This is a genomic window from Micromonospora sp. NPDC023633, from assembly GCF_040640035.1.
Lineage (GTDB): Bacteria > Actinomycetota > Actinomycetes > Mycobacteriales > Micromonosporaceae > Micromonospora.
On the sequence record NZ_JBFABB010000005.1, the window covers coordinates 61,712 to 80,732 of the forward strand.

A 19,021-nucleotide genomic window follows, 5' to 3' on the forward strand; every position below is an offset into this window, starting at 1 on the left:
CGCTCCGCGACCGGCCGTTCGCCGTCCGCGTGGACGATCTTTGCCCCGGACCCGCCGACAACTGTCGAAATCCGCGCCCACATTGGGCATGCTGCCAAGGTGGTAGTCCACAGTGCGGGTGGAGGGGTGTCGTGGCGACCTTTGAGTGCTCCTCGTGCGGCCGGGAGATCAAACCGGCCGTCAGCTGCCCGCACTGCGGTGCGCACCAGCCACAGTGGGTCGAGCACCTGGCGGAGATCGAGCGGTCCATCGCGGAGATGAAGGCCCGCGAGGCCGCCATCGCCAGCGAGCAACGGCAGATCGCCGCCAAGATGCAGGCCGCGCTCTTCCAGCGGGACATCCTCGCCCACGCCGGTGAGGAACGTCTCAAGCAGGCCACCCGCCCCCGTCGGGTGCTGCGCCGCCGGCCGGGTCGCCGTCCGCCCACGGCCGCCACCGGTGCCCCGCCCCGGGTGCCCCGGCAGGGCGCCCCGGCCGGCCCGGACGACCCGCCCCCTCCCCCGTCGTCGACCGCCACCTGGCTCGACGCCGACGATCCGGAGCACCCGCCGGAGGCGTCCTCCCGCGAGGTGCAGAACATCCCCCTCGGGCTCGGCGCGCTGCTGCTCGGGGTCGCCGCCGTGGTCTTCGCCGCGGTGGCCACCAGCTCGATGGACGCGCTGGCCCGGCTGGGCGTCCTGCTGCTCGCGACCGTGCTGATGCTGCTCGCCCCGCCGGTGCTGGCCCGGCGCGGGCTCACCTCGACCGCCGAGACCATCTCCGCGGTCGGCCTGCTCCTGGTGCCCCTCGCCGGCTACGCGCTGTGGGCGGTGGACCGGATCGGCAACGGCGGCGCCTCCGGCGCGGTCTTCGCCGGGATCATCTTCGCCGTCACCGCCGGCGTCTCCTTCGGCTACGCGGGCTGGACGGGGCTGCGCGCGCCCCGGTTCGCCACCGTGCTGGCCGCCCAGCCGGTGCTGCCGCTGCTGGCGTACGACCGGATCACCGGCCCGGGCGGCTGGGCGCTGGTGCTGACCGCGGTGGCCCTGCTCGACCTCTGGCTGGCGCGCTCGACGGTCACCGTGGAGCGGCCGGTCCGCCGCGACCTGCCCGAGCCCTCGGTCGCGCCCGCCGGATCCCCGGCAGCGCCCCGGCAGCGCCGCGCCGACGGCCGGCCGGAGGGGGCGCCCGAGGAGGCCGGCGAGGTGCTCGACGGCGGGCTGCCGGCGCAGGAACGCGCCCCGGCCACCCGGCCGGTGCCGTGGCTGCGCGAGCTGACCTGGGTGCTGCACGGGGTGGCGGTCGCCCTCGCCCTCGCGTACGCCGTCTCCGCCCTGCTCCGCGCGAGCACCGTGCCGGCCGCCACCGGGGCCGGGCTGGCACTGCTGCTGGCCGCCGCGGTGGGGCTGGCCGGGACGCTGGTGCTGCGCCGCCCGCCGCTGCCCGACCTCGGCGCCGGGATCTTCACCCTCGCCGTGATCGGCGCGCTGAGCCGGATCGCCTCGGTGGCCTTCCCCGGGCGGGCGCTGCTGCTGATCGCGGCGGTCATCACGCTCACCGGGCTGGCCGTCCGGGCGGTGCCGGAGGCGGCCCGACGCGGGCCGCAGCTCGCCTCGGCGGTGGCGCTCACGGTGAGCGGAGTGGTGGTCGCCGGGGGTGCCCTGCGGGCCGGGGTCGCCCCCGTCCGGGCCGCGCTGCCGGCCTGGGCGGCCGACCTGGACCGCTACCCGGCCGAGCTGGCGGCGGCCGCGGGCCCGGCCGCCTGGCAGCTCGCCGCCAGCGCCTTCCTGCTGACCGTCGCCGCGGTGCTGGCCCTGCCGCCGGAGATCCGCCGGGAGTTCGCCGTGGTCGGCGCGGCGCTGACCGCGCTCGCCGTACCGGCGTCGTTCGGTCTCGGCTGGGCGGTGGCGCCCTGGCCGATGGTGCTGACGGCGGTCGGCATCGGGGTGGTCGGGCTCTCCGCCCGCACCGAACGCGCGGCCCTGGCGCACGCGGCGGCCGCCGCCGGCGTCGGCCTGTTCGGCGCGGGCGCGGGACTGGCCCGGCCGGCGTTGACCACCGCGGTCCTGCTCACCCTGTTCGCCGCCGGGGTCCTGGTCGCCGTGGCTCCCCGGATGCGACTCGCCCCGGCGGCGGCCGACACGGTCTCGGCGTGGGCCGCCGGGGGCGCGGCGTTCGCGCTGCCGGGCGCGGTGGCCGCCTTCGTCGCCGCCACCGTGCCCGCCGATCCCACGCCCACCCCGGCGAGTCTGCGTGAGGTCACCGTCCCGGTGCTCGCGGCCAGCTTCCTGGCGGTCTGCGTCACCCTCGGTCACGCCGCCATCGTGCAGGTCTCCCAGCGCCGCATCCCGACGCCGCTGGCGGTGGGCACCGCCCTCGGCGCGGTCATTGTCACCGCCGCCGCGTTCGGGGCCCCGGGGGCCACCGCCGCCGACGCCTGGGTCGGCGGCCTGCTGCTCGTCGCCGCCGCGATGGTGGTGTTCGCCGGCCCCATCGACGCCGGCCGACGCTCCGACCTCACCCTGGACGGCTCCGACCTGGCCGCCGCGGCGGTGACCGCCGCCCTGATCGCCACCCTGGCCCGGATCGCGGCCGTCCTCGCCCCCGGCGGGCAGCTCGCCGTCGCCGCCGCGCTGGTGCTGCTGGTGGCCGTGGCCGCCCGGGCGATGCCGGAGGAGTGGCGACGCGGGCCGATCGCCGGCCTCGCCGTCGGCGGCGTGCTGATCGGGCTGCTGGCCGGTTGGAGCGCGCTGCGGGGCGGGCTGGGGGTGCTCGCCACCCCGGGCCCGATCTGGGCCGGGGACCTGACCGGTTGGCCGGCCGGGCCGACCGGCGGATCGACGTGGCAGGCCCCGGTCGCGCTGGCCCTGCTCGGCGTCGCCGCCGCGGTCCTGCTGCCGCCACCGTGGAAGTACGACGTGTCGGGCGCGGCGGCCGTGCTCGCCACGATCGGCGCGCCGGCCGCGTTCGACCTGGCGTGGTGGTCGCCCGTCCTGGTCGGTGGGATGGTCGCCACCGTCTTCGGGGCTGCCGCCGTGGCCGCCGTCGACCCCCGCGCCGGCTTGTCCCGGGCGGTCGTGGCCGGTGTCGTCGCCCTGCACGCCGCCGGTGCGGGACTGGTCCGGCCGTGGACCACCGCGCTGGCACTGGGCAGCATCGCGCTGATCGGCGTCGTGGTGGCGGCGCTGGCGCGGTCGCTGGCCGTACCGCTGGTGGATGACGTCGAGACCGAGGGGATGCCGCCGCACCTGGCCCAGATCGGGGGTGCCGCGGCCGGCGCCGCCCTGCTCGCGTTCCCCGGCGCCGTCGCGGCGCTGGCGGCCGAGTTCGAGCGCGCGCCGGAGGTGGTGCTCACCGCCGCGCTGGCCGCGTCGAGCCTGGGCCTGGCGGCGGTGGCCGCCGTCCGGCGGCGGATCCCGCAGTACCTGCCCTGGACCAGCGCGGCGGTGGCCGGCGGCGCCACGGTGAGCGCCCTGGCGGCCGTCCCCGCCGGCCAGGCCGTCGGTGTCTACGCCGCCGCCGCGGCCCTGCTCGGGGTGCTCGCCGAGCTGGTCCGGGGCGCGACCGAACCGCCGGTCGGCGCGGCCCAGCCGGTGCGGCGCTGGGCGGTGCTGCTCGACGGCGCACTGCGGCGGCTACCCGACGACGGGACGCAGCGCCGCTGGCGGGTCAGCCCCGCCGCCGGTGCGCTCGCCGCCGCCGCGCTGCCCACCGCCCTGGCGCTGGTGTCGATCGCGCCGTCCCTGGTGGTCGCCCTGGTCGATCCGCACCGCAGCCTCGCCCGGGTCTGGCAGGGGCCGCCACCGGAGCTGCTCACCCCGCCACCCGACGCGGTCGACCCGACCCACGTGCTGACCGCGCTGCTGCTCACCGCGACCGCCGCGCTGGCCGCCACCGGCTTCAGCGGCGGGCGACGCTCCCGGGCGGTGCCGGTGGTGCTGCCCGGCGCCGCCGTGACCCTGCTGATCACCCCGGTGTCGCTCGGCAACGGCTGGCCGGCGAGCACCCTGGCGGCGCTGGCCGTGTTCACCATCTCGATGCTCGGCCTGGCGCTCACCCCGCCCCCGCCGCTGGCCGAGCGGGCCCGCTCGCTGCGCCTGACCCGGGTGCTCGTCTTCGCCATCGGGCTGGCCGCCGGGAGCGCGGGGCTGGTGGGCAGCCTGGCGACCCGGGAGCTGACCCTGTTCACCCTCGGTGGCGCGGTCGGCGTCGGCACGGTGGCCGCGCTCTTCGGCACCACCCAGCGGGCGCGCATCCTCGGCTGGCTGTTCGCCTCGCTGATGGCGCAGCTCTTCGTGCTCACCGCCGGCCTGGTGGCCGGCCTCGCGGCCGTCTGGTCCGCGTTCGGCGTGCTGGCCGTCGGCGCGGCCCTGCAGGTGTTCGCCGCGACCCTGCCCCGGCTGCGTCGCCCCGAGGCCCAGCGGGAGGCGGCCACGGTCGAGTGGAGCGGGTACGCCGCCGCCCTCATCGCCCTGGCGCTGGCCTTCGACTCGCCCCGGCACATCGCGGCCCTGCTGGCCGGCTGGGGCGCGGTCCTCGGCGTGGCGGCCACGCGACCCGGCCGCCGGCCGGTGGAGCGGCGCATCCTGTTCTGGGCGGTCGTGGTCTGCGAGATCGCCGCCTGGTGGATCCTGATGCGGGTCGCCGACGTGGCGCTGCCGGAGGCCTACACGCTGCCCTTCGCGGCGCTCGCCCTGCTCGTCGGCGTGCTGGAGCTGCGGCACCGGCCCGACCTGAGCAGCTGGGTCGCGTACGGGCCCGCGCTGGTCGCCGCGTTCGTGCCCACCCTGGCGATCGTGCTGGCCACCGACTCCAGCACGCTGCGCCAGGTGCTGCTGCTGCTCGGTGCGGTGGCCGTCCTCGTCTTCGGATCGATGAGCCAGCAGCAGGCACCAGTGATCGTCGGCGCGGCCGTGACGGCGATCGCGGCAGTGCACGCGCTGTTCAGCCTGGGGCCGTGGCTGGCCCTGATCCCCGTCGGCATCCTGCTGCTGGCACTCGGCGCCAGCAACGAGCGCCGGCGCCGCGCCCAGGAACGCCTCCAGACGGCCCTGCGCGGCATGCGGTGAGGCCGGCGGGTCCAGCCTGCGGCTGCCGCCGTGGGCGGCCCCGCTGCGCCCTGCGGCAGCCGGCCGGTCGGGCCCGGTTCCTCCCGCGGACGGACGCCGGCCGCCTCACCGGCAGAGCCGAACGCGTCCGTGCCGGAGGCGGTAACGGCTGGGGCAGGTCGCGCCGTCGCACTGCGGGTGGTGGCGAACCCGCCGCCCGCTTCAGTCAGCCGGCATCCCGCGCGACCGACTCCTGGCTGCCCCCGGCGGTAGCTGGACGCCCCGATCGCCGTTCCGGCCGCCGAGCCGGGAGACACAGAGCGTGACTCCCCGGCCGGGACGGCCATCAGCCCTTCGGGCCCTTTGCTCTGCAGCCATCGACGCAACAGTCGCTCTACGTCACGAATGCTTGCGGCGTCAATCATCGGCGTAAAGACAGAACTCCAGTTCAGACGGCCGGTGCGTCAATGGCTGCAGAGCAAAGGAGCCGAGAGGGCATCGTTGTCACGAGCCCTCGCCGTGACCCTGGGTAACGCGAGTGCCCGTCACCGACAGCGACGGTCCTCGGGGTCTGCCCCACCCCTCCGCCGCCGCCTCTCCTCCGCGCGGAAGTACCGACCATCCGATGAAAAACCGGCGGGCGGAGGTCACAACAGGGGGATCGACAACAGGCGGAAGGGGCCATCTAACGGGCGCACCGAAGGCGCAGCGGACCGAAGACGAAGCGGACCGAAGACGAAGCGGACCGAAGGCGCCGCGGACCACGGACGGGACCGATCGGCAGGGGCCAGGCGGAAGGTGGGGAGGAAGCGGGGGGCGGAGACGGCGGAAGAGGGATCAGGCGAGGGAGGCGCGCAGAGCGGCGTCCTTCTCGGCGACCAGCTGCTCCAGGTCGGCCTGGTAGGCCGACATGCGGTCGAGCAGGGCGCGGTCGGCGGCGGCCAGGATGCGGACCGCGAGCAGCCCCGCGTTGCGGGCGTTGCCGATCGACACGGTGGCCACCGGCACGCCGGCCGGCATCTGCACGATGGAGAGCAGCGAGTCCATCCCGTCGAGGTGCTTCAACGGCACCGGAACGCCGATCACGGGCAGCGGGGTGACCGAGGCGACCATCCCGGGCAGGGCGGCGGCGCCACCCGCCCCGGCGATGATGACCTTCAGGCCCCGGTCGGCCGCGGCACGCCCGTAGTCGATCATCTTGATCGGGGTACGGTGCGCCGAGACGACCTCGACCTCGTACGGCACCTCGAACTCATCCAGCACCTCGGCGGCGGCCTTCATCGTCGGCCAGTCCGAGTCGCTGCCCATGATCAGCCCAACGACGCTCACTGCGGTCCGCCTCTCGTTCGCGACTGCGGGGCTCGCAAGCTCACTCCTCGCGCTCACCCCGTGTGCCTCTCGTTCGCGACTGCGGGGCTCGCAAGCTCACTCCTCGCGCTCACTGGTGCCCCTCGCGCAGCCAGCGGGCGGCCCGCGCGGCCCGCGTCCGTACGTCGTCCAGGTCGTCACCGAGCACCGTGACGTGCCCGATCTTGCGGCCGGGCCGCACCTGCTTGCCGTAGAGGTGCACCTTTGCGCCCGGCTCGGCCGCGAAGAGGTGGTGCAGCCGCTCGTCGATCGACATCCCGCCCGGCTCGCCACCGAGCACGTTCGCCATCACCACCACGGGAGCGGTCAGCGAGGTGTCCCCCATCGGGTAGTCGAGCACCGCCCGCAGGTGCTGCTCGAACTGCGACGTGCGGGCGCCCTCGATGGTCCAGTGCCCCGAGTTGTGCGGCCGCATCGCCAGCTCGTTCACCACGATCCGGCTGCCCCCGGGCGCGGCCCGGTCGGCGACCTCGAACAGTTCCACGGCGAGCAGGCCGACCACGCCGAGCGCGGTGGCCAGGTCGATGGCGAGCTGCTGGGCGGCGACCGCCAGCTCCTCCGGCAGGTCCGGCGCGGGGGCGAGCACCTCGACGCAGATGCCGTCGCGCTGCACCGTCTCGACCACCGGGTACGCGGCGACCTGCCCGAACGGCGAGCGGGCCACCTGCACGGCGAGTTCCCGGCGCAGCGGCACCCGCTCCTCGACGATCAGCCGGGTGCCGCCGGCCAGCAGGGTCGTGGCCAGCTCCTCGGCCCGCACCGCGTCGTCGACCAGCCAGACGCCCCGGCCGTCGTACCCGCCGCGGGCCGCCTTGAGCACCACCGGCCAGCTGGTCTCGTCGCCGAACGCCACCAGGTCGGCGGGCTCGGCGACGGGTCGCCACGCCGGGTTCGGTGCGCCCAGCTGGCCGAGCCGCTCCCGCATGGCCCGCTTGTCCTGGGCGTGCAGCAGCGCGTCGGCGGGCGGAAAGAGCTTCACGCCCTCGGCGGCCAGCGTGCGGATGTGCTCGGTGGGGACGTGCTCGTGGTCGAAGGTGACCACGTCGCAGGCCTTGGCGAAGGTGCGCAGCGCGGCGAGGTCGGTGTGGTCGCCGTACTGGACGTCGGCGGCGACCAGCGCGGCACCGTCGTCGGGGGCCAGCGCGAGCACGCGCAGCGACTGGCCGAGGGCGATCGCGGACTGGTGGGTCATCCGGGCGAGCTGGCCGCCGCCCACCATGCCGACAACGGGCAGACCGGTACGGGAATCCATAGCGGCGCCAGCCTATCGGGACGCCCCGCCACCTGCGCCGCCGGATGGCCGATCACACACGGCCGCGGAGCCGTGCGGCTCACCGCCGGGCGAGCTGGCCGACCAGGTCGTCCACCGCCGTCACCGGGCGTTCGCAGACGAAACCCCGGCAGACGTACGCGGTGGGCCGCCCGTCGACGATCGACCGGTCGGCGAGCAACGGCACCCCGGGCTGGCCGGAGCTGCCCGCGACGATCACCGTGCCGGGCGGGGCGTGCCGGTGCGCCGCCAGGACCAGCGGGTCCCCGATCGGGTCGTCGGTGACCACCGCGATCTCGTACGGCCCGGAGAGCAGCGCCTCCCCGACGGCCGCCGCGTAGCCGGTGAAGCGGGCGTGCCGGCCGACGATCGGCGCCACGGTCGACAGCGCCGCCTCGGCGGCCTCGCGGTAGCGGGTCTCGCCGGTCAGGGCCGCGTACGCGACCAGCGCCGCGACGATCGCCGACCGCCCGGAGGGGGTGGCGTTGTCGGTGGGGTCGGCCGGGCGGGTGACCAGCCGCTCGGCGTCGTCGGCGGTGTCGTAGAAGCCGCCGCCCGGCGCGGCGAACCGCTCCAGCGCGACGTCGAGCAGCCGGCCGGCCAGCGTCAGCCAGCGCCCCTCCCCGGTGAGCTGGTGCAGGGCGCAGAACGCCTCGGCCACGCAGCCGTGGTCCTCCAGCACGCCGGCCGGCTCGCCGACGACGCCGGCCCGGGAGACCCGGCGCAGCCGTCCGTCGACGATGTGCCGGTCGGCGAGCACCTCGCCGATCCGGACGGCCGCGGCGGCGGTGACCGGGTCGCCGGTGAGCACGCCGTGCTCGACCAGCGCGGTGACCGCGAGCCCGTTCCAGGCGGCGACCACCTTGTCGTCGCGGGCCGGTTGGGGCCGGGTGTCGCGGACCTCGCGCAGCCGGGCCCGGACCCGCTCCCAGCGGGCGGCCACGTCCGGGGCGACGTCGTCGACGTCGCGGGCCAGCCGCAGGACGCTGGTGCCGTGCTCGAAGGAGCCCTCCTCGGTGACCGCGAACAGGTCGGCGGCGAAGCGGCCGTCGTCCTCCCCCAGCGCCTCGACGAGCTGGGCCGGCGTCCAGGAGTAGGTGAGCCCCTCGACGCCTTCGGTGTCGGCGTCCAGCGCGGAGGCGAGCCCGCCCTCGGGGGTGCCCAGGTCGTCGATCATGAAGGCCGCGGTCTCGGCGGCGACCCGGGCCGCCAGCGGGTCGCCGGTCAGCCGCCAGAGCTGGGTGTACGTCCGCAGCAGCAGCGCGTTGTCGTAGAGCATCTTCTCGAAGTGCGGCACGGTCCAGTGCCCGTCGACGGAGTAGCGGGCGAAGCCGCCGGCGAGCTGGTCGTAGATGCCGCCCCGGGCCATCGCCTCGCAGGTGTGCCGGGCGATCTCCAGGCTGCGCTGCGAGCCGGTGCGCTGGTGGTGCCGGAGCAGGAAGAGCAGGTTCATGTGCGGCGGGAACTTCGGCGCGCCGCCGAACCCGCCGTTCGTGGCGTCGTACTCCTTGGCGAGCTGGTCGGCCGCGGCGTCGAGCAACGCGGCGTCCAGCGGCGCGGTGGGCCCGCCCACGGCCTGCGCGCCGCCGATCGCCTCGACCACGGCGGCGCCCTGGCTGATCACGGCGTCGCGCTGGTCCCGCCAGGCGGCGGCGACCGACTGGAGCAGCCGGACGAAGTTCGGCCGGGGGAAGTAGGTGCCGCAGAAGAAGGGGGTGCCGTCCGGGGTGGCGAAGACGGTCATCGGCCACCCGCCCTGCCCGGTCATCGCCTGGGTGGCGGTCATGTAGACGGCGTCGACGTCGGGGCGTTCCTCGCGGTCCACCTTGATGCAGACGAAGTCGTCGTTCATCAGGGCGCCGACCTGCTCGTTCTCGAACGACTCGTGGGCCATGACGTGGCACCAGTGGCAGGCGGCGTAACCGACCGAGATGAGCACCGGCACGTCCCGCCGTTTCGCCTCGGCGAACGCCTCCTCGCACCACGGCCACCAGTCGACCGGGTTGTCGGCGTGCTGGAGCAGGTACGGGCTCGTGGCGTCAGCGAGTCGGTTCACCCGACGACCATAACCACCCGGGGACGCGCCCGCCCGCGCTCCGGCGGGCAGGGGCCTGCCCTCGTCGGGGGCGGCGGGGGTGGCTCAGGAGGCGCCGTCGGCGCGCAGCGGCAGGACGTTGGGGCGGGCCTCGTCGAGGAGGCTGCCCAGCACCGCGCCGATCTTGTCGGCCGGCATCGGCTTGAAGAAGTGGTAGCCCTGGGCGGCGGTGCAGCCCAGCTCGGCCAGCGCCAGGCGCTGCTCGGCGGTCTCCACGCCCTCCGCGACCACCCGCAGCCCCAGCTCGTGGGCAAGGCCGACGGTGGTACGCACGATCGCCGCCGCCTCCGGGGAGTCGGCCATCCGGATCACGAAGGAACGGTCCACCTTGAGCTCGTCCACCGCGATCCGGGTGAGGAACGTCAGCGAGGAGAAGCCCGTGCCGAAGTCGTCGACCGCGAGCTGCACCCCCATCGACCGCAGGGTGGCGAGCACCTCGTCGATGATCTCCAGCTCGCTCATCACCACCGTCTCGGTGATCTCCAGGACCAGCCGGTCCGGCGGCACCTGGTGCCGGCGCAGGGCATCGGCGATCTCGGTGGGCAGGCGGGGGTCGAGCAGGCTGCGCGCCGACAGGTTGACCGAGATCGGCACGTCGAGCCCGTCCCTGGCCCAGCCGGCGGCGACGGCGAGCGCCTTGTCCAGCACGTAGCGGGTGAAGGTGCCGAGCTGCTCGCTGTTCTCGACCGGGCGGATGAAGTCGTGCGGACCGAGCCAGCCCCGGCGCGGGTGCCGCCAGCGGATCAGCGCCTCCACCCCGGTCGGGGCGCCGGTGGTCAGGTCGACGGCCGGCTGCAACGCCAGCACGAGCTGGTCGTCGGTCTTGAGCGCCTCGCGCAGCTCGGCCAGCAGGGCCAGTTGGTCGGTGCTCGCGGCGTCCCGGGTGGAGTCGTACGCGGCGACGCTGCCGCCGCCCTCCTTGGCCTGGTACATGGCGATGTCAGCCCGGCGCAGCAGCTCGGTCAGGTCGGCGGTGCCGGCGTCGGCGACCACCACCCCGACGGAGACCTCGACAGACATCCGCACCCCGGCCACCTCGGTCGGCGCGGCGAGCCGCTCGGCGATCTCGCGGGCCTGCCGCAGTGCGTACGCCATCGGGGCGGCCCGGTCGCCGATCACCGGCACCGACGTCAGCAGCAGGGCGAACTCGTCGCCGCCGAGGCGGGCGAGCAGGTCCTCGGGGCGGGCGAGGGTGCCCAGCCGGTTGGCGGTCAACCGCAGCAGCTGGTCGCCGGCGGCGTGCCCGAGGGTGTCGTTGACCTCCTTGAACTGGTCGATGTCGAGCAGCAGCAGCGCCACCGGGTGGTCGTGGGCGAGCTGGCGCAGCGCCTGGTCGCCCTTGCTGAGCATGGCCGACCGGTTCACCAGCCCGGTGAGCTGGTCGTGCACCGCCTCGTACGACGAGCGGGCGGTGACCAGTCGCAGCTCCCGGTGGGTCGCGGCGTCGTGCAGCGCGGCGGCGAGAGCGTCGCCGAAGGCGGCCACGGCGTCGCGTTCCCGGGCGTTGGGCGGCGCGCAGCGCGGGAACCGGACCCGCAGCTCGCCCACCCGGGCGGCACCCACGGTGAGGGTGCGCACCAGCTCGTGGTCCTCCGGCTCGGTCCCGCCGGGCGGTGCGACCTCCCGGTCGACCAGCTGGCCGCCCGGGTCGCCCCGGTAGCGTCGCCACCGGCCGTCGCCCCGGGCCACGTCGATGTCGACGAGTTCGGCGTTGAACAGGGTCAGCGCGCCGGTCACCGCGGCCGTGGCGACGCCCCGCTCGTCGAGCTGGTTGAGCGCGGCGGTGGCCTCGGCGAAGGCCCGCCAGGTGCGGCGTTCCTGGTCGGCGCGGAGCCGGTGCCGGTAGGTCTGCTGGAGCAGCCAGAGCGGCGGCGGGAGCAGGAGCAGCCAACGCGCGTCGAGCTCCAGCAGCGCCACCACGACCAGGCCGACGGCCACGTTTCCGACGAACATCAGCAGCTTGCCCCGCAGCGCGGCGAGCAGCGGCGGCGCGACGGGGATGCCGTGCCGCAGCGCCAGGGTGGCGCCGCCGAGCCAGGCGGTGGCCAGCAGGTAGGTGACCGAGCCCGCGAGCACGGCCAGGGCGAGCGCCGGGGTCGGCGTCGCCAGCAGCGGCTCGCCGAGCAGGCTGGTGACCGAGACGGCCAGGGCGGTGGCGGCGGTCAGCGAAGCCGTGATCCGGACGACCTCCAGCACCGGCCGCCGGTCGCCGAGCAGCGACATGGCCGACCAGGCGAGGGCGGCGCCGAGGAGCGCGGCGGTGGGGAGCCAGCCGGGGGGCGTCAGGTAGAGGCAGATGATCAGCGCCGCCTCGCCCCAGGTGATGCTCACCATCCCGGCGGCGGTGCGGAACCGCAGCCGGGCCAGCTGGGCGACGGCGAACACGCCGACGGCGAGGCCGAACCGGGCCGGCCCGCCGAGCGGGTCGTCGGCGGGGAGGCGGGTCGGCGCGGTCCACCCCAGCCCGGCGGCGACCAGCGCGGTGAGCGCGATGGCGGCGGTGAGCAGGAGCATCCGCGCGGGGGTGCCGCGGGCTCCGAGCCGGTCGGTCGACTCGCCGGCCCTGCCGGAGGTCACCGAGCCGCTCCGCCGGCGGGCCGCTCGCCGGTACGACGGGCGGCCGCTGGTGTGGTGGTCATCGGCGCCCCCTCCCGCGCACGGCTCGGGAACTCTTGGTCCCCCCGGCGAGAGGCTAAGGCAAACCCGGTGGCCGCAACAGGGGGCGGCCACCGGGTTCGACGTGAATCATGGGCGGACTAGCCGTTGCGACGCTGCTGGCGCCCGGTGGGAGCGGCGGAGGATGAATCCTGCGCCTGCGCACCTTCTGTCGGATCGACGACTGCCGCGTCCGCCCGGTCGGGGGTCGCCGACGGGCCCTGCTGGGGAAACCGGTCGGGCAGCCGACGCAGCCGGGAGTTCATGTTGCGGATCAGCAGGACGGTGGCGGCGGCCAGAACGAGGATGAGGAAGAGGCCCATCGGCCCGGCCAGGCCACCCGTGCGGGTGTCCCCGAAGTTGTTCTGGGCGAGCACCTGTGCAGCGGTCAGCATGGCGTTCCTCCGGTGTGCGGTTGGTGACCAGGGTAGCCGGGCGCCGGATCAGCGGGCATGGACCGTCTCGCGCACCCCGGCGAAGAGGTCCGACTCGGGCAGCGGGCTGTCGACCAGCGAGCGGACCAGCTCGAAGTCCTCCGTCGGCCACGCCTGCTTCTGCATCTCCATCGGCACCTGGAACCAGAAGCCGTCCGGGTCGATCTGGGTGGCGTGGGCACGCAGCGCGTCGTCGCGGACCGGGAAGTAGTCGGCGCACTCGACCCGGGTCGTGATGCGGGGACCCTTGTCGGGGCGGTCCTCCCAGCGCTTGATCCACTCTTCGTAGGGCGAGTTCAGGCCGGCGGCGAGCAGCCCCTCGTGCAGCGCCATGATCTTGCCCTTGGAGAAGCCGATGTCGTAGTAGAGCTTGAGCGGCTGCCACGGCTCGCCCAGCTCCGGATAGCGCTCCGGGTCGCCGGCGGCCTCGAACGCGGCCACGCTGATCTTGTGGGTCATGATGTGGTCGGGGTGCGGGTAGCCGCCCTCCTCGTCGTACGTCGTGACGACGTGCGGACGGAACTGGCGCATCAGCCGCACCAACGGGCCGGCCGCCACCTCGACGTCCTGGAGGGCGAAGCAGCCCTCGGGCAGCGGCGGGAGCGGATCGCCCTCGGGCAGCCCGGAGTCGACGAAGCCGAGCCACGCCTGCTCGACGCCGAGGATCGCCCGCGCGGCGTCCATCTCCGCCCGGCGGACCTCGGCGATGTTGGCCCAGACGTCCGGTCGGTCCATCTTCGGGTTGAGCACGCTGCCGCGCTCGCCGCCGGTGCACGTGACCACCAGGACGTCCACGCCCTCGGCGACGTACTTCGCCATGGTCGCGGCGCCCTTGCTCGACTCGTCGTCGGGATGTGCGTGGACGGCCATCAGTCGCAGTCGCTCTGCCAACGTCGGCGCTCCTCGTCTCTGCCGGCCGGCGGACCCCCCGCAGGACCGCCCGGCTGACCTGCCGGAATTCTCCCCCCGCGCCGGGACCTGCCGGTGCCGACCTGTCATATTTGACGACGGGACGGGCTGGGAAGATGGAACTCTGCCATTCTTGCCGATGCCGCCGACAACGACGCCAGGAGATACCCGCCGGTGACCGAGACGCACGCCACACTTCCGCCGGGCGCGCCGGCCTTCCCGCCGGGCCGGTACGGCCGCCGCCGGGAGCCCGGGCGCCGCCGGCCGCTGTTGGCGGCGCTGCTGGTGGTCGCCCTGGTCGCGGTCATGACCCTGGTCGCGGTACGGCTCTACCGGCAGTACGGCGACCCGAACTACGACGCCGACGTGATCACCTACACCGGGATCACCGACAGCCAGGTGCTGGTCGACTTCCGGGTCACCGTGCCGGAGGGCCGCTCGGCGGTCTGCCTGCTGCGTGCCCGGGACCGCGACGGCGCCGAGGTGGGCCGGGAAGAGGTGACGGTGACCGCCCGGCCCGGCCAGCGGCAGGTGACCACGCAGCACCGGCTGGCCACCACCGCCCGGCCCTTCATCGGCGAGGTGGTGCGCTGCCGGCCCCCGGGCTGAGCAGGCACGACGCGGGCCGGACGCACCGGCGCGGGCCCGGCCGGCCGCCTCGGCGCCGGCGGCACCGCCGGTGTTCGAGCGCACCCTGTGTCGTACGGCACTGGTAACTTGGAAGTTCACCTGTCAGCCAGCACGCACGAACGAGGAGAACGCCTGTGTCCAATGGAAACGAGGCGCCCGCCACCTGGCTGTCCCAGGACGCATTCGACCGGCTCCAGGCCGAGCTCGACGAGCTGATCGCCAACCGGCCGGTCATCGCCGCCGAGATCAACGCCCGGCGCGAGGAGGGCGACCTGCGGGAGAACGGTGGCTACCACGCCGCCCGCGAGGAGCAGGGCAAGGCGGAGGGGCGCATCCTCTACCTCAAGGAGCTGCTCCGCACCGCCAAGGTGGGCGGGGCACAGGCCGCCGACGCGGTGTCGCCCGGCATGGTCGTGACGATCTACTTCGACGACGACAAGGACGACACCGAGACCTTCCTGCTCGGCTCCCGGGAGATCGCGTCGACCACCGAGCTGACGGTCTACAGCCCGGAGTCGGCGCTGGGCAAGGCGATCCTGGGCGGTCGGGCCGGCCAGACCTGCACCTACACCGCCCCCAGCGGGGCCGACATCAAGGTGACCGTGGTCAGCTTCGAGCCGTTCTCCGGCTGAGCCTCCGCCGTCCGCCCGGGATGGATCGGGCGGACGCACCGCCCCCCGGGGTGACCCGGACGGCACGGCCGCCCGGCGAAGACCCGGCGAGGCGGCGACGACGAGCGACCCGGCGAGGCGTGGCACCATTCCCGGTGTCACGCCTCGCCGGCGAAGACCACCTGGTAGCCGCTGGCCCGCAACGCGCTGATCAGCGTGTCTGAGTGCTCGACCCCCCGGGTCTCCACCGACAGGGCCACCTCCACCTCGCCCAGGCGCAGGTGCGGATTGGCCCGTTGGTGCTCCACGTCCACCACGTTCGCCCGGTGCTCGGCGATCTCGCCGAGCAGCGACGCGAGCTGGCCCGGGCGGTCCGAGCAGCGGACGGTCACCCGCAGGTAGCGCCCGGCGGCGGCGAGGCCGTGCTCGATCACCCGGAGCATCAGCAGCGGGTCGATGTTGCCGCCCGAGAGCACCGCCACCACCGGCGCCTCCACCTCGACGACGCCCGCCAGCAGCGCGGCCACGCCCACCGCGCCGGCCGGCTCGACCACCTGCTTGCCCCGCTCGAGCAGCATCAGCAGCGCGCGGGAGATGTCCTCCTCGGAGACCGTGACGATCTCGTCCACCAGCTTGCGGACGTGCGTGAAGGTGAGCTCCCCCGGCCGGCCGACGGCGATGCCGTCCGCGATGGTGCCGAACGCGGGCAGGCGCACCGGCTCGCCGGCCGCCAGGGAGGGCGGGAAGGCGGCGGCGGCGGCCGCCTGCACCCCGATGATCCGTACGTCGGGCCGCAGCGCCTTGGCCACCACAGCCATGCCGGAGACCAGGCCGCCGCCGCCGACCCCGGTGATGATCGTCCTGACCTCGGGGCACTGTTCGAGGATCTCCAGGGCCACCGTGCCCTGCCCGGCGATGACGTCCCGGTGGTCGAACGGGTGGATCAGCGTCGCCCCGGTCCGCTCGGCGTACGTCTGCGCCGCGACCAGGGACTCGTCGACGGTGTTGCCGACCAGCTCGACCTGCGCGCCGTACCCCTTGGTGGCGGCCACCTTCGGCAGGGGCGCGTTCACCGGCATGAAGACCGTGGCGTGCGTGCCGACGAGGCCGGCGGCGAGCGCCACCCCCTGGGCGTGGTTGCCGGCGCTCGCCGCGACCACGCCGTCGGCCCGCTCCGCCTCCGACAGCCGGGAGATCCGCACGTACGCGCCACGCACCTTGTACGAGCCGGCGCGTTGCAGGTTCTCGCACTTGAGCCACGTCGGCCCGCCCAGCGCCGCGCTGAGCGGCCGGGAGGGCTCCAGTGGGGTGGTGCGGACGACGCCGGCGAGCAGTTCCCGCGCGGCCCGTACGTCGTCGAGACCGACCAGTTCCGTCATGCCCTGATCGTGCCACCCGCCACCCGCGCCGACGCGCGCACGCCACCTCTCAGACGGCGGCGGGAATGCGGGGGTAGCCGGGGGCGTGGCGGGACCAGGGGGCCTGCATCTCGAACTGGCCGGCGATGCCGAGCAGCAGCAGCTCGCTGCCGGGCGGGCCGACCAGCTGCACGCCGACCGGCAGCCCGTCCGGGCGGCGGCCGACCGGCACCACCAGGGCGGGCAGGCCGGCGATGTTCCAGGGCGCGGCGAACGGGGCGTACCGGATGTTGGCCAGCATGTTGGCCCGCCAGGACCGGCCGGCCCAGCCGGTGGCCTCCGGCGGCACGGTCGCCAGCGCCGGCGTGAGCAGCAGGTCGATCGAGTGGTCGGCGAAGAAGCCGACCGAGCGCTCACGCCAGGCGGCCCGGTCCGCCTCGCGGACGTACCCGCGCCGCTGCGCCCACTCGCCGAGGGCGACGTGCCGGCGGCTGCGCCGCTGGAGGCCGCGCCGGTCCAACCCGGCGGCGCGCACGTCGGCGGCCGCCGCGGCCAACCAGGTGGCGATGCCCTGCAGGCCCACCGCCGTCGGGTAGACCGGATCGGCCGGCACGGTGTCGTGGCCCGCGGCCGCGAGCAGCCGGCCGGCGGCGGCGACCGCGTCCCGGTTGGGCGCGTCGGCGTGCACGCCCCGCACCGGCGAGCGGAGCGAGACGCCCACCCGCAGCCGCTGCGGCGGCACCAGCTTGTCCGGGCGGCGGCCGGCCAGCACCGAGAAGCCGACGGCCGCGTCGGCGACCGTGCTGGTCAGCATGCCGTGCTCGGTGAGCCCGAACCAGTCGTCCGCGCCGAGCTGGCAGGGGACCACGCCCCGGCCCGGCTTGAGCCCGACCAGGCCGCAGCAGGCCGCCGGGATGCGGATCGAGCCGAGGCCGTCGTTGGCGTGGGCGATCGGCACCAGACCAGCGGCGACGGCGGCGGCCGCGCCGCCGGACGAGCCGCCGGGGGTACGCCGGGTGTCCCAGGGGTTGCGGGTCACGGCCGTCTCGTCGTCGGTGCTGCCCCACAGGCCGAGCTCCGGCATCCGGGTCACCCCGAGGATCACCGCCCCGGCGCCGCGCAGCCGGCGGACCACCTCGTGGTCGGCCTCGGCCACGCCGCTGCGCACCGCGGCCGACCCGTTCCAGGTGGGCAGCCCGGCGACGGCGGTGTTCTCCTTGACCGCCACCGGCACCCCCGCCAACGGCAGGTTGGCCAGGTCCTCCTGCTCGTCGACCTTCTCCGCCTCGGTGATCGCCTCCCCGCCGCGTACCGTGCGGAACGCGGCGAGGTCGGCGTCGACCCGGGCGATGTGGTCCAGGTGGTCCGCGACGACCTGGGTGGCCGTGACGTCGCCCCGGCGTACGCCTCTGGCGATCTGCTTGGCGGTCGCCCCCACCCAGGTCGGCATGATGTCCTGCACGGCCACCCTCCCTGCCAGCGGTCAGCCCAGCGCCTGCTCCAGATCGGCGAGCAGGTCGTCGACCGTCTCGATGCCGACAGACAGTCGCACGAGATCGCCGGGAACTTCAAGCGGCGAGCCGGCAGCACTTGCGTGTGTCATCCGGCCCGGGTGCTCGATCAGGGATTCCACGCCGCCGAGCGACTCGGCGAGAATGAAGAGCTTGGTCCGGTTGCAGATCTCGACGGCGTGCTCCTCGCCGCCGGCGGCCCGGAACGAGATCATGCCGCCGAACCGGCGCATCTGCTTCGCGGCCACCTCGTGGCCCGGGTGCGCGGGCAGCCCCGGGTAGATGACCTGACCGACCTTGGCGTGCCCGTCCAGGTACGCCGCGATCCGCTCGGCGTTGTCGCAGTGCCGGTCCATGCGTACGCCCAGGGTCTTGATGCCGCGCAGGGTGAGCCACGCGTCGAAGGGGCCGTTGATCGCGCCCATCGCGTTCTGGTGGTAGCGCAGTTCCTCGCCGAGTCCCGCGTCGGCCGCGACCAGCGCGCCGCCGACCACGTCGGAGTGGCCGCCGATGTACTTGGTGGTGGAGTGCACCACCACGTCCGCGCCGTGCGCGATCGGCTGCTGCAGGTACGGCGAGGCGAACGTGTTGTCGACGACCAGCAGGGCGTCCGCGTCGTGCGCGACGCCGGCCAGCGCGGCGATGTCGGCGATGCCGAGCAGCGGGTTGGTGGGCGTCTCCACCCAGACGACGCGGGTCCGGCCCGGCTCGACGGCGGCCCGGACCGCGTCGGGGTCGGAGACCTTCGCCGGGGTGAAGTCCAGCCCCCAGCGCTCGGCCACCCGGGCGAAGAGCCGGTACGTGCCGCCGTACGCGTCGTCGGGGATCACCACGTGGTCGCCCGGCTTGCAGACGGTACGCAGCAGGGTGTCCTCGGCGGCCAGGCCGCTGGCGAATGCGAGCCCGACCGGGCCGCCCTCCAGCGCGGCGAGGCACTCCTGGAGGGCGTCGCGGGTCGGGTTGCCGGAGCGGCTGTACTCGTAGCCCAGCCGGGGCGCGCCGACGGCGTCCTGGGCGTAGGTGCTGGTCTGGTAGATCGGAGGGATCACCGCGCCGGTGCGGGCCTCTGGGTCCTGGCCGGCGTGGATGGCGAGCGTGTCGAAGCCGTGACTCATCCCGTGAGGCTAATCCCCCGTCCCGAGGGCTGGAACGG

Annotated in this window: 12 protein-coding genes; 3 read left to right on the forward strand and 9 right to left on the reverse strand. The window is 75.2% G+C overall.

What is annotated here, in order from left to right; genetic code table 11:
• The first annotated feature begins 131 nt into the window (after positions 1–131).
• Positions 132–5,048 carry a permease gene (locus AB0G13_RS02750; RefSeq protein WP_357867887.1) on the forward strand — a complete coding sequence of 1,639 codons (4,917 nt, stop codon included), beginning with the start codon at positions 132–134 and terminating at the stop codon, positions 5,046–5,048.
• 816 nt (positions 5,049–5,864) lie between these two features.
• Here the strand turns inward: AB0G13_RS02750 and purE are convergent.
• From purE to mca, 6 genes are all read right to left on the reverse strand, one after another.
• The gene (purE, locus tag AB0G13_RS02755) at positions 5,865–6,356 is read right to left on the reverse strand and encodes a 5-(carboxyamino)imidazole ribonucleotide mutase (protein WP_311414331.1); all 492 of its coding nucleotides are present in this window, start codon (positions 6,354–6,356) and stop codon (positions 5,865–5,867) included.
• A 109-nt stretch (positions 6,357–6,465) separates the two neighbouring features.
• Entirely contained in the window at positions 6,466–7,647 is a 1,182-nt protein-coding gene (locus AB0G13_RS02760) for a 5-(carboxyamino)imidazole ribonucleotide synthase (protein ID WP_357867891.1), read from the reverse strand.
• 79 nt (positions 7,648–7,726) lie between these two features.
• The gene (locus AB0G13_RS02765; RefSeq protein WP_357867893.1) at positions 7,727–9,721 is read right to left on the reverse strand and encodes a thioredoxin domain-containing protein; all 1,995 of its coding nucleotides are present in this window, start codon (positions 9,719–9,721) and stop codon (positions 7,727–7,729) included.
• A gap of 84 nt (positions 9,722–9,805) precedes the next feature.
• Entirely contained in the window at positions 9,806–12,274 is a 2,469-nt protein-coding gene (locus AB0G13_RS02770; protein WP_357868011.1) for a bifunctional diguanylate cyclase/phosphodiesterase, read from the reverse strand.
• 242 nt (positions 12,275–12,516) lie between these two features.
• Positions 12,517–12,810, reverse strand: coding sequence for a hypothetical protein (locus AB0G13_RS02775; RefSeq protein WP_357867896.1), 294 nt, complete (start codon positions 12,808–12,810; stop codon positions 12,517–12,519).
• A gap of 48 nt (positions 12,811–12,858) precedes the next feature.
• Positions 12,859–13,740 carry a mycothiol conjugate amidase Mca gene (mca, locus tag AB0G13_RS02780; protein ID WP_357867899.1) on the reverse strand — a complete coding sequence of 294 codons (882 nt, stop codon included), beginning with the start codon at positions 13,738–13,740 and terminating at the stop codon, positions 12,859–12,861.
• Between the two features lie 192 nt (positions 13,741–13,932).
• Between mca and AB0G13_RS02785 the strand changes: the two genes are divergently transcribed.
• Together AB0G13_RS02785 and greA are read left to right on the forward strand one after the other, a co-directional pair.
• Positions 13,933–14,367, forward strand: coding sequence for a DUF4307 domain-containing protein (locus AB0G13_RS02785; protein ID WP_357867901.1), 435 nt, complete (start codon positions 13,933–13,935; stop codon positions 14,365–14,367).
• A gap of 155 nt (positions 14,368–14,522) precedes the next feature.
• A complete protein-coding gene (greA, locus tag AB0G13_RS02790; RefSeq protein WP_357867904.1) occupies positions 14,523–15,020 on the forward strand; it encodes a transcription elongation factor GreA in 498 nt (165 codons plus the stop codon).
• Positions 15,021–15,157: 137 nt separating this feature from the next.
• On the opposite strand, the gene ilvA is transcribed toward greA, so the two are convergent.
• The 3 genes from ilvA to AB0G13_RS02805 are packed head-to-tail and all read right to left on the reverse strand — an operon-like array spanning position 15,158 to position 18,983.
• Entirely contained in the window at positions 15,158–16,378 is a 1,221-nt protein-coding gene (ilvA, locus tag AB0G13_RS02795; RefSeq protein ID WP_357867906.1) for a threonine ammonia-lyase, read from the reverse strand.
• Between the two features lie 49 nt (positions 16,379–16,427).
• The gene (locus tag AB0G13_RS02800) at positions 16,428–17,825 is read right to left on the reverse strand and encodes an amidase (RefSeq protein ID WP_357867908.1); all 1,398 of its coding nucleotides are present in this window, start codon (positions 17,823–17,825) and stop codon (positions 16,428–16,430) included.
• Positions 17,826–17,840: 15 nt separating this feature from the next.
• Entirely contained in the window at positions 17,841–18,983 is a 1,143-nt protein-coding gene (locus AB0G13_RS02805) for a cystathionine gamma-synthase (RefSeq protein ID WP_357867911.1), read from the reverse strand.
• Positions 18,984–19,021: the final 38 nt, after the last annotated feature.

Bases quoted from the DNA above. Each gene is read 5' to 3' on its own strand.
- AB0G13_RS02760 (WP_357867891.1), bottom strand. From the start codon at position 7,647: ATGGATTCCCGTACCGGTCTGCCCGTTGTCGGCATGGTGGGCGGCGGC.
- AB0G13_RS02770 (WP_357868011.1), bottom strand. From the start codon at position 12,274: ATGCTCCTGCTCACCGCCGCCATCGCGCTCACCGCGCTGGTCGCCGCC.
- AB0G13_RS02775 (WP_357867896.1), bottom strand. From the start codon at position 12,810: ATGCTGACCGCTGCACAGGTGCTCGCCCAGAACAACTTCGGGGACACC.
- ilvA (WP_357867906.1), bottom strand. From the start codon at position 16,378: ATGACGGAACTGGTCGGTCTCGACGACGTACGGGCCGCGCGGGAACTG.
- AB0G13_RS02805 (WP_357867911.1), bottom strand. From the start codon at position 18,983: ATGAGTCACGGCTTCGACACGCTCGCCATCCACGCCGGCCAGGACCCA.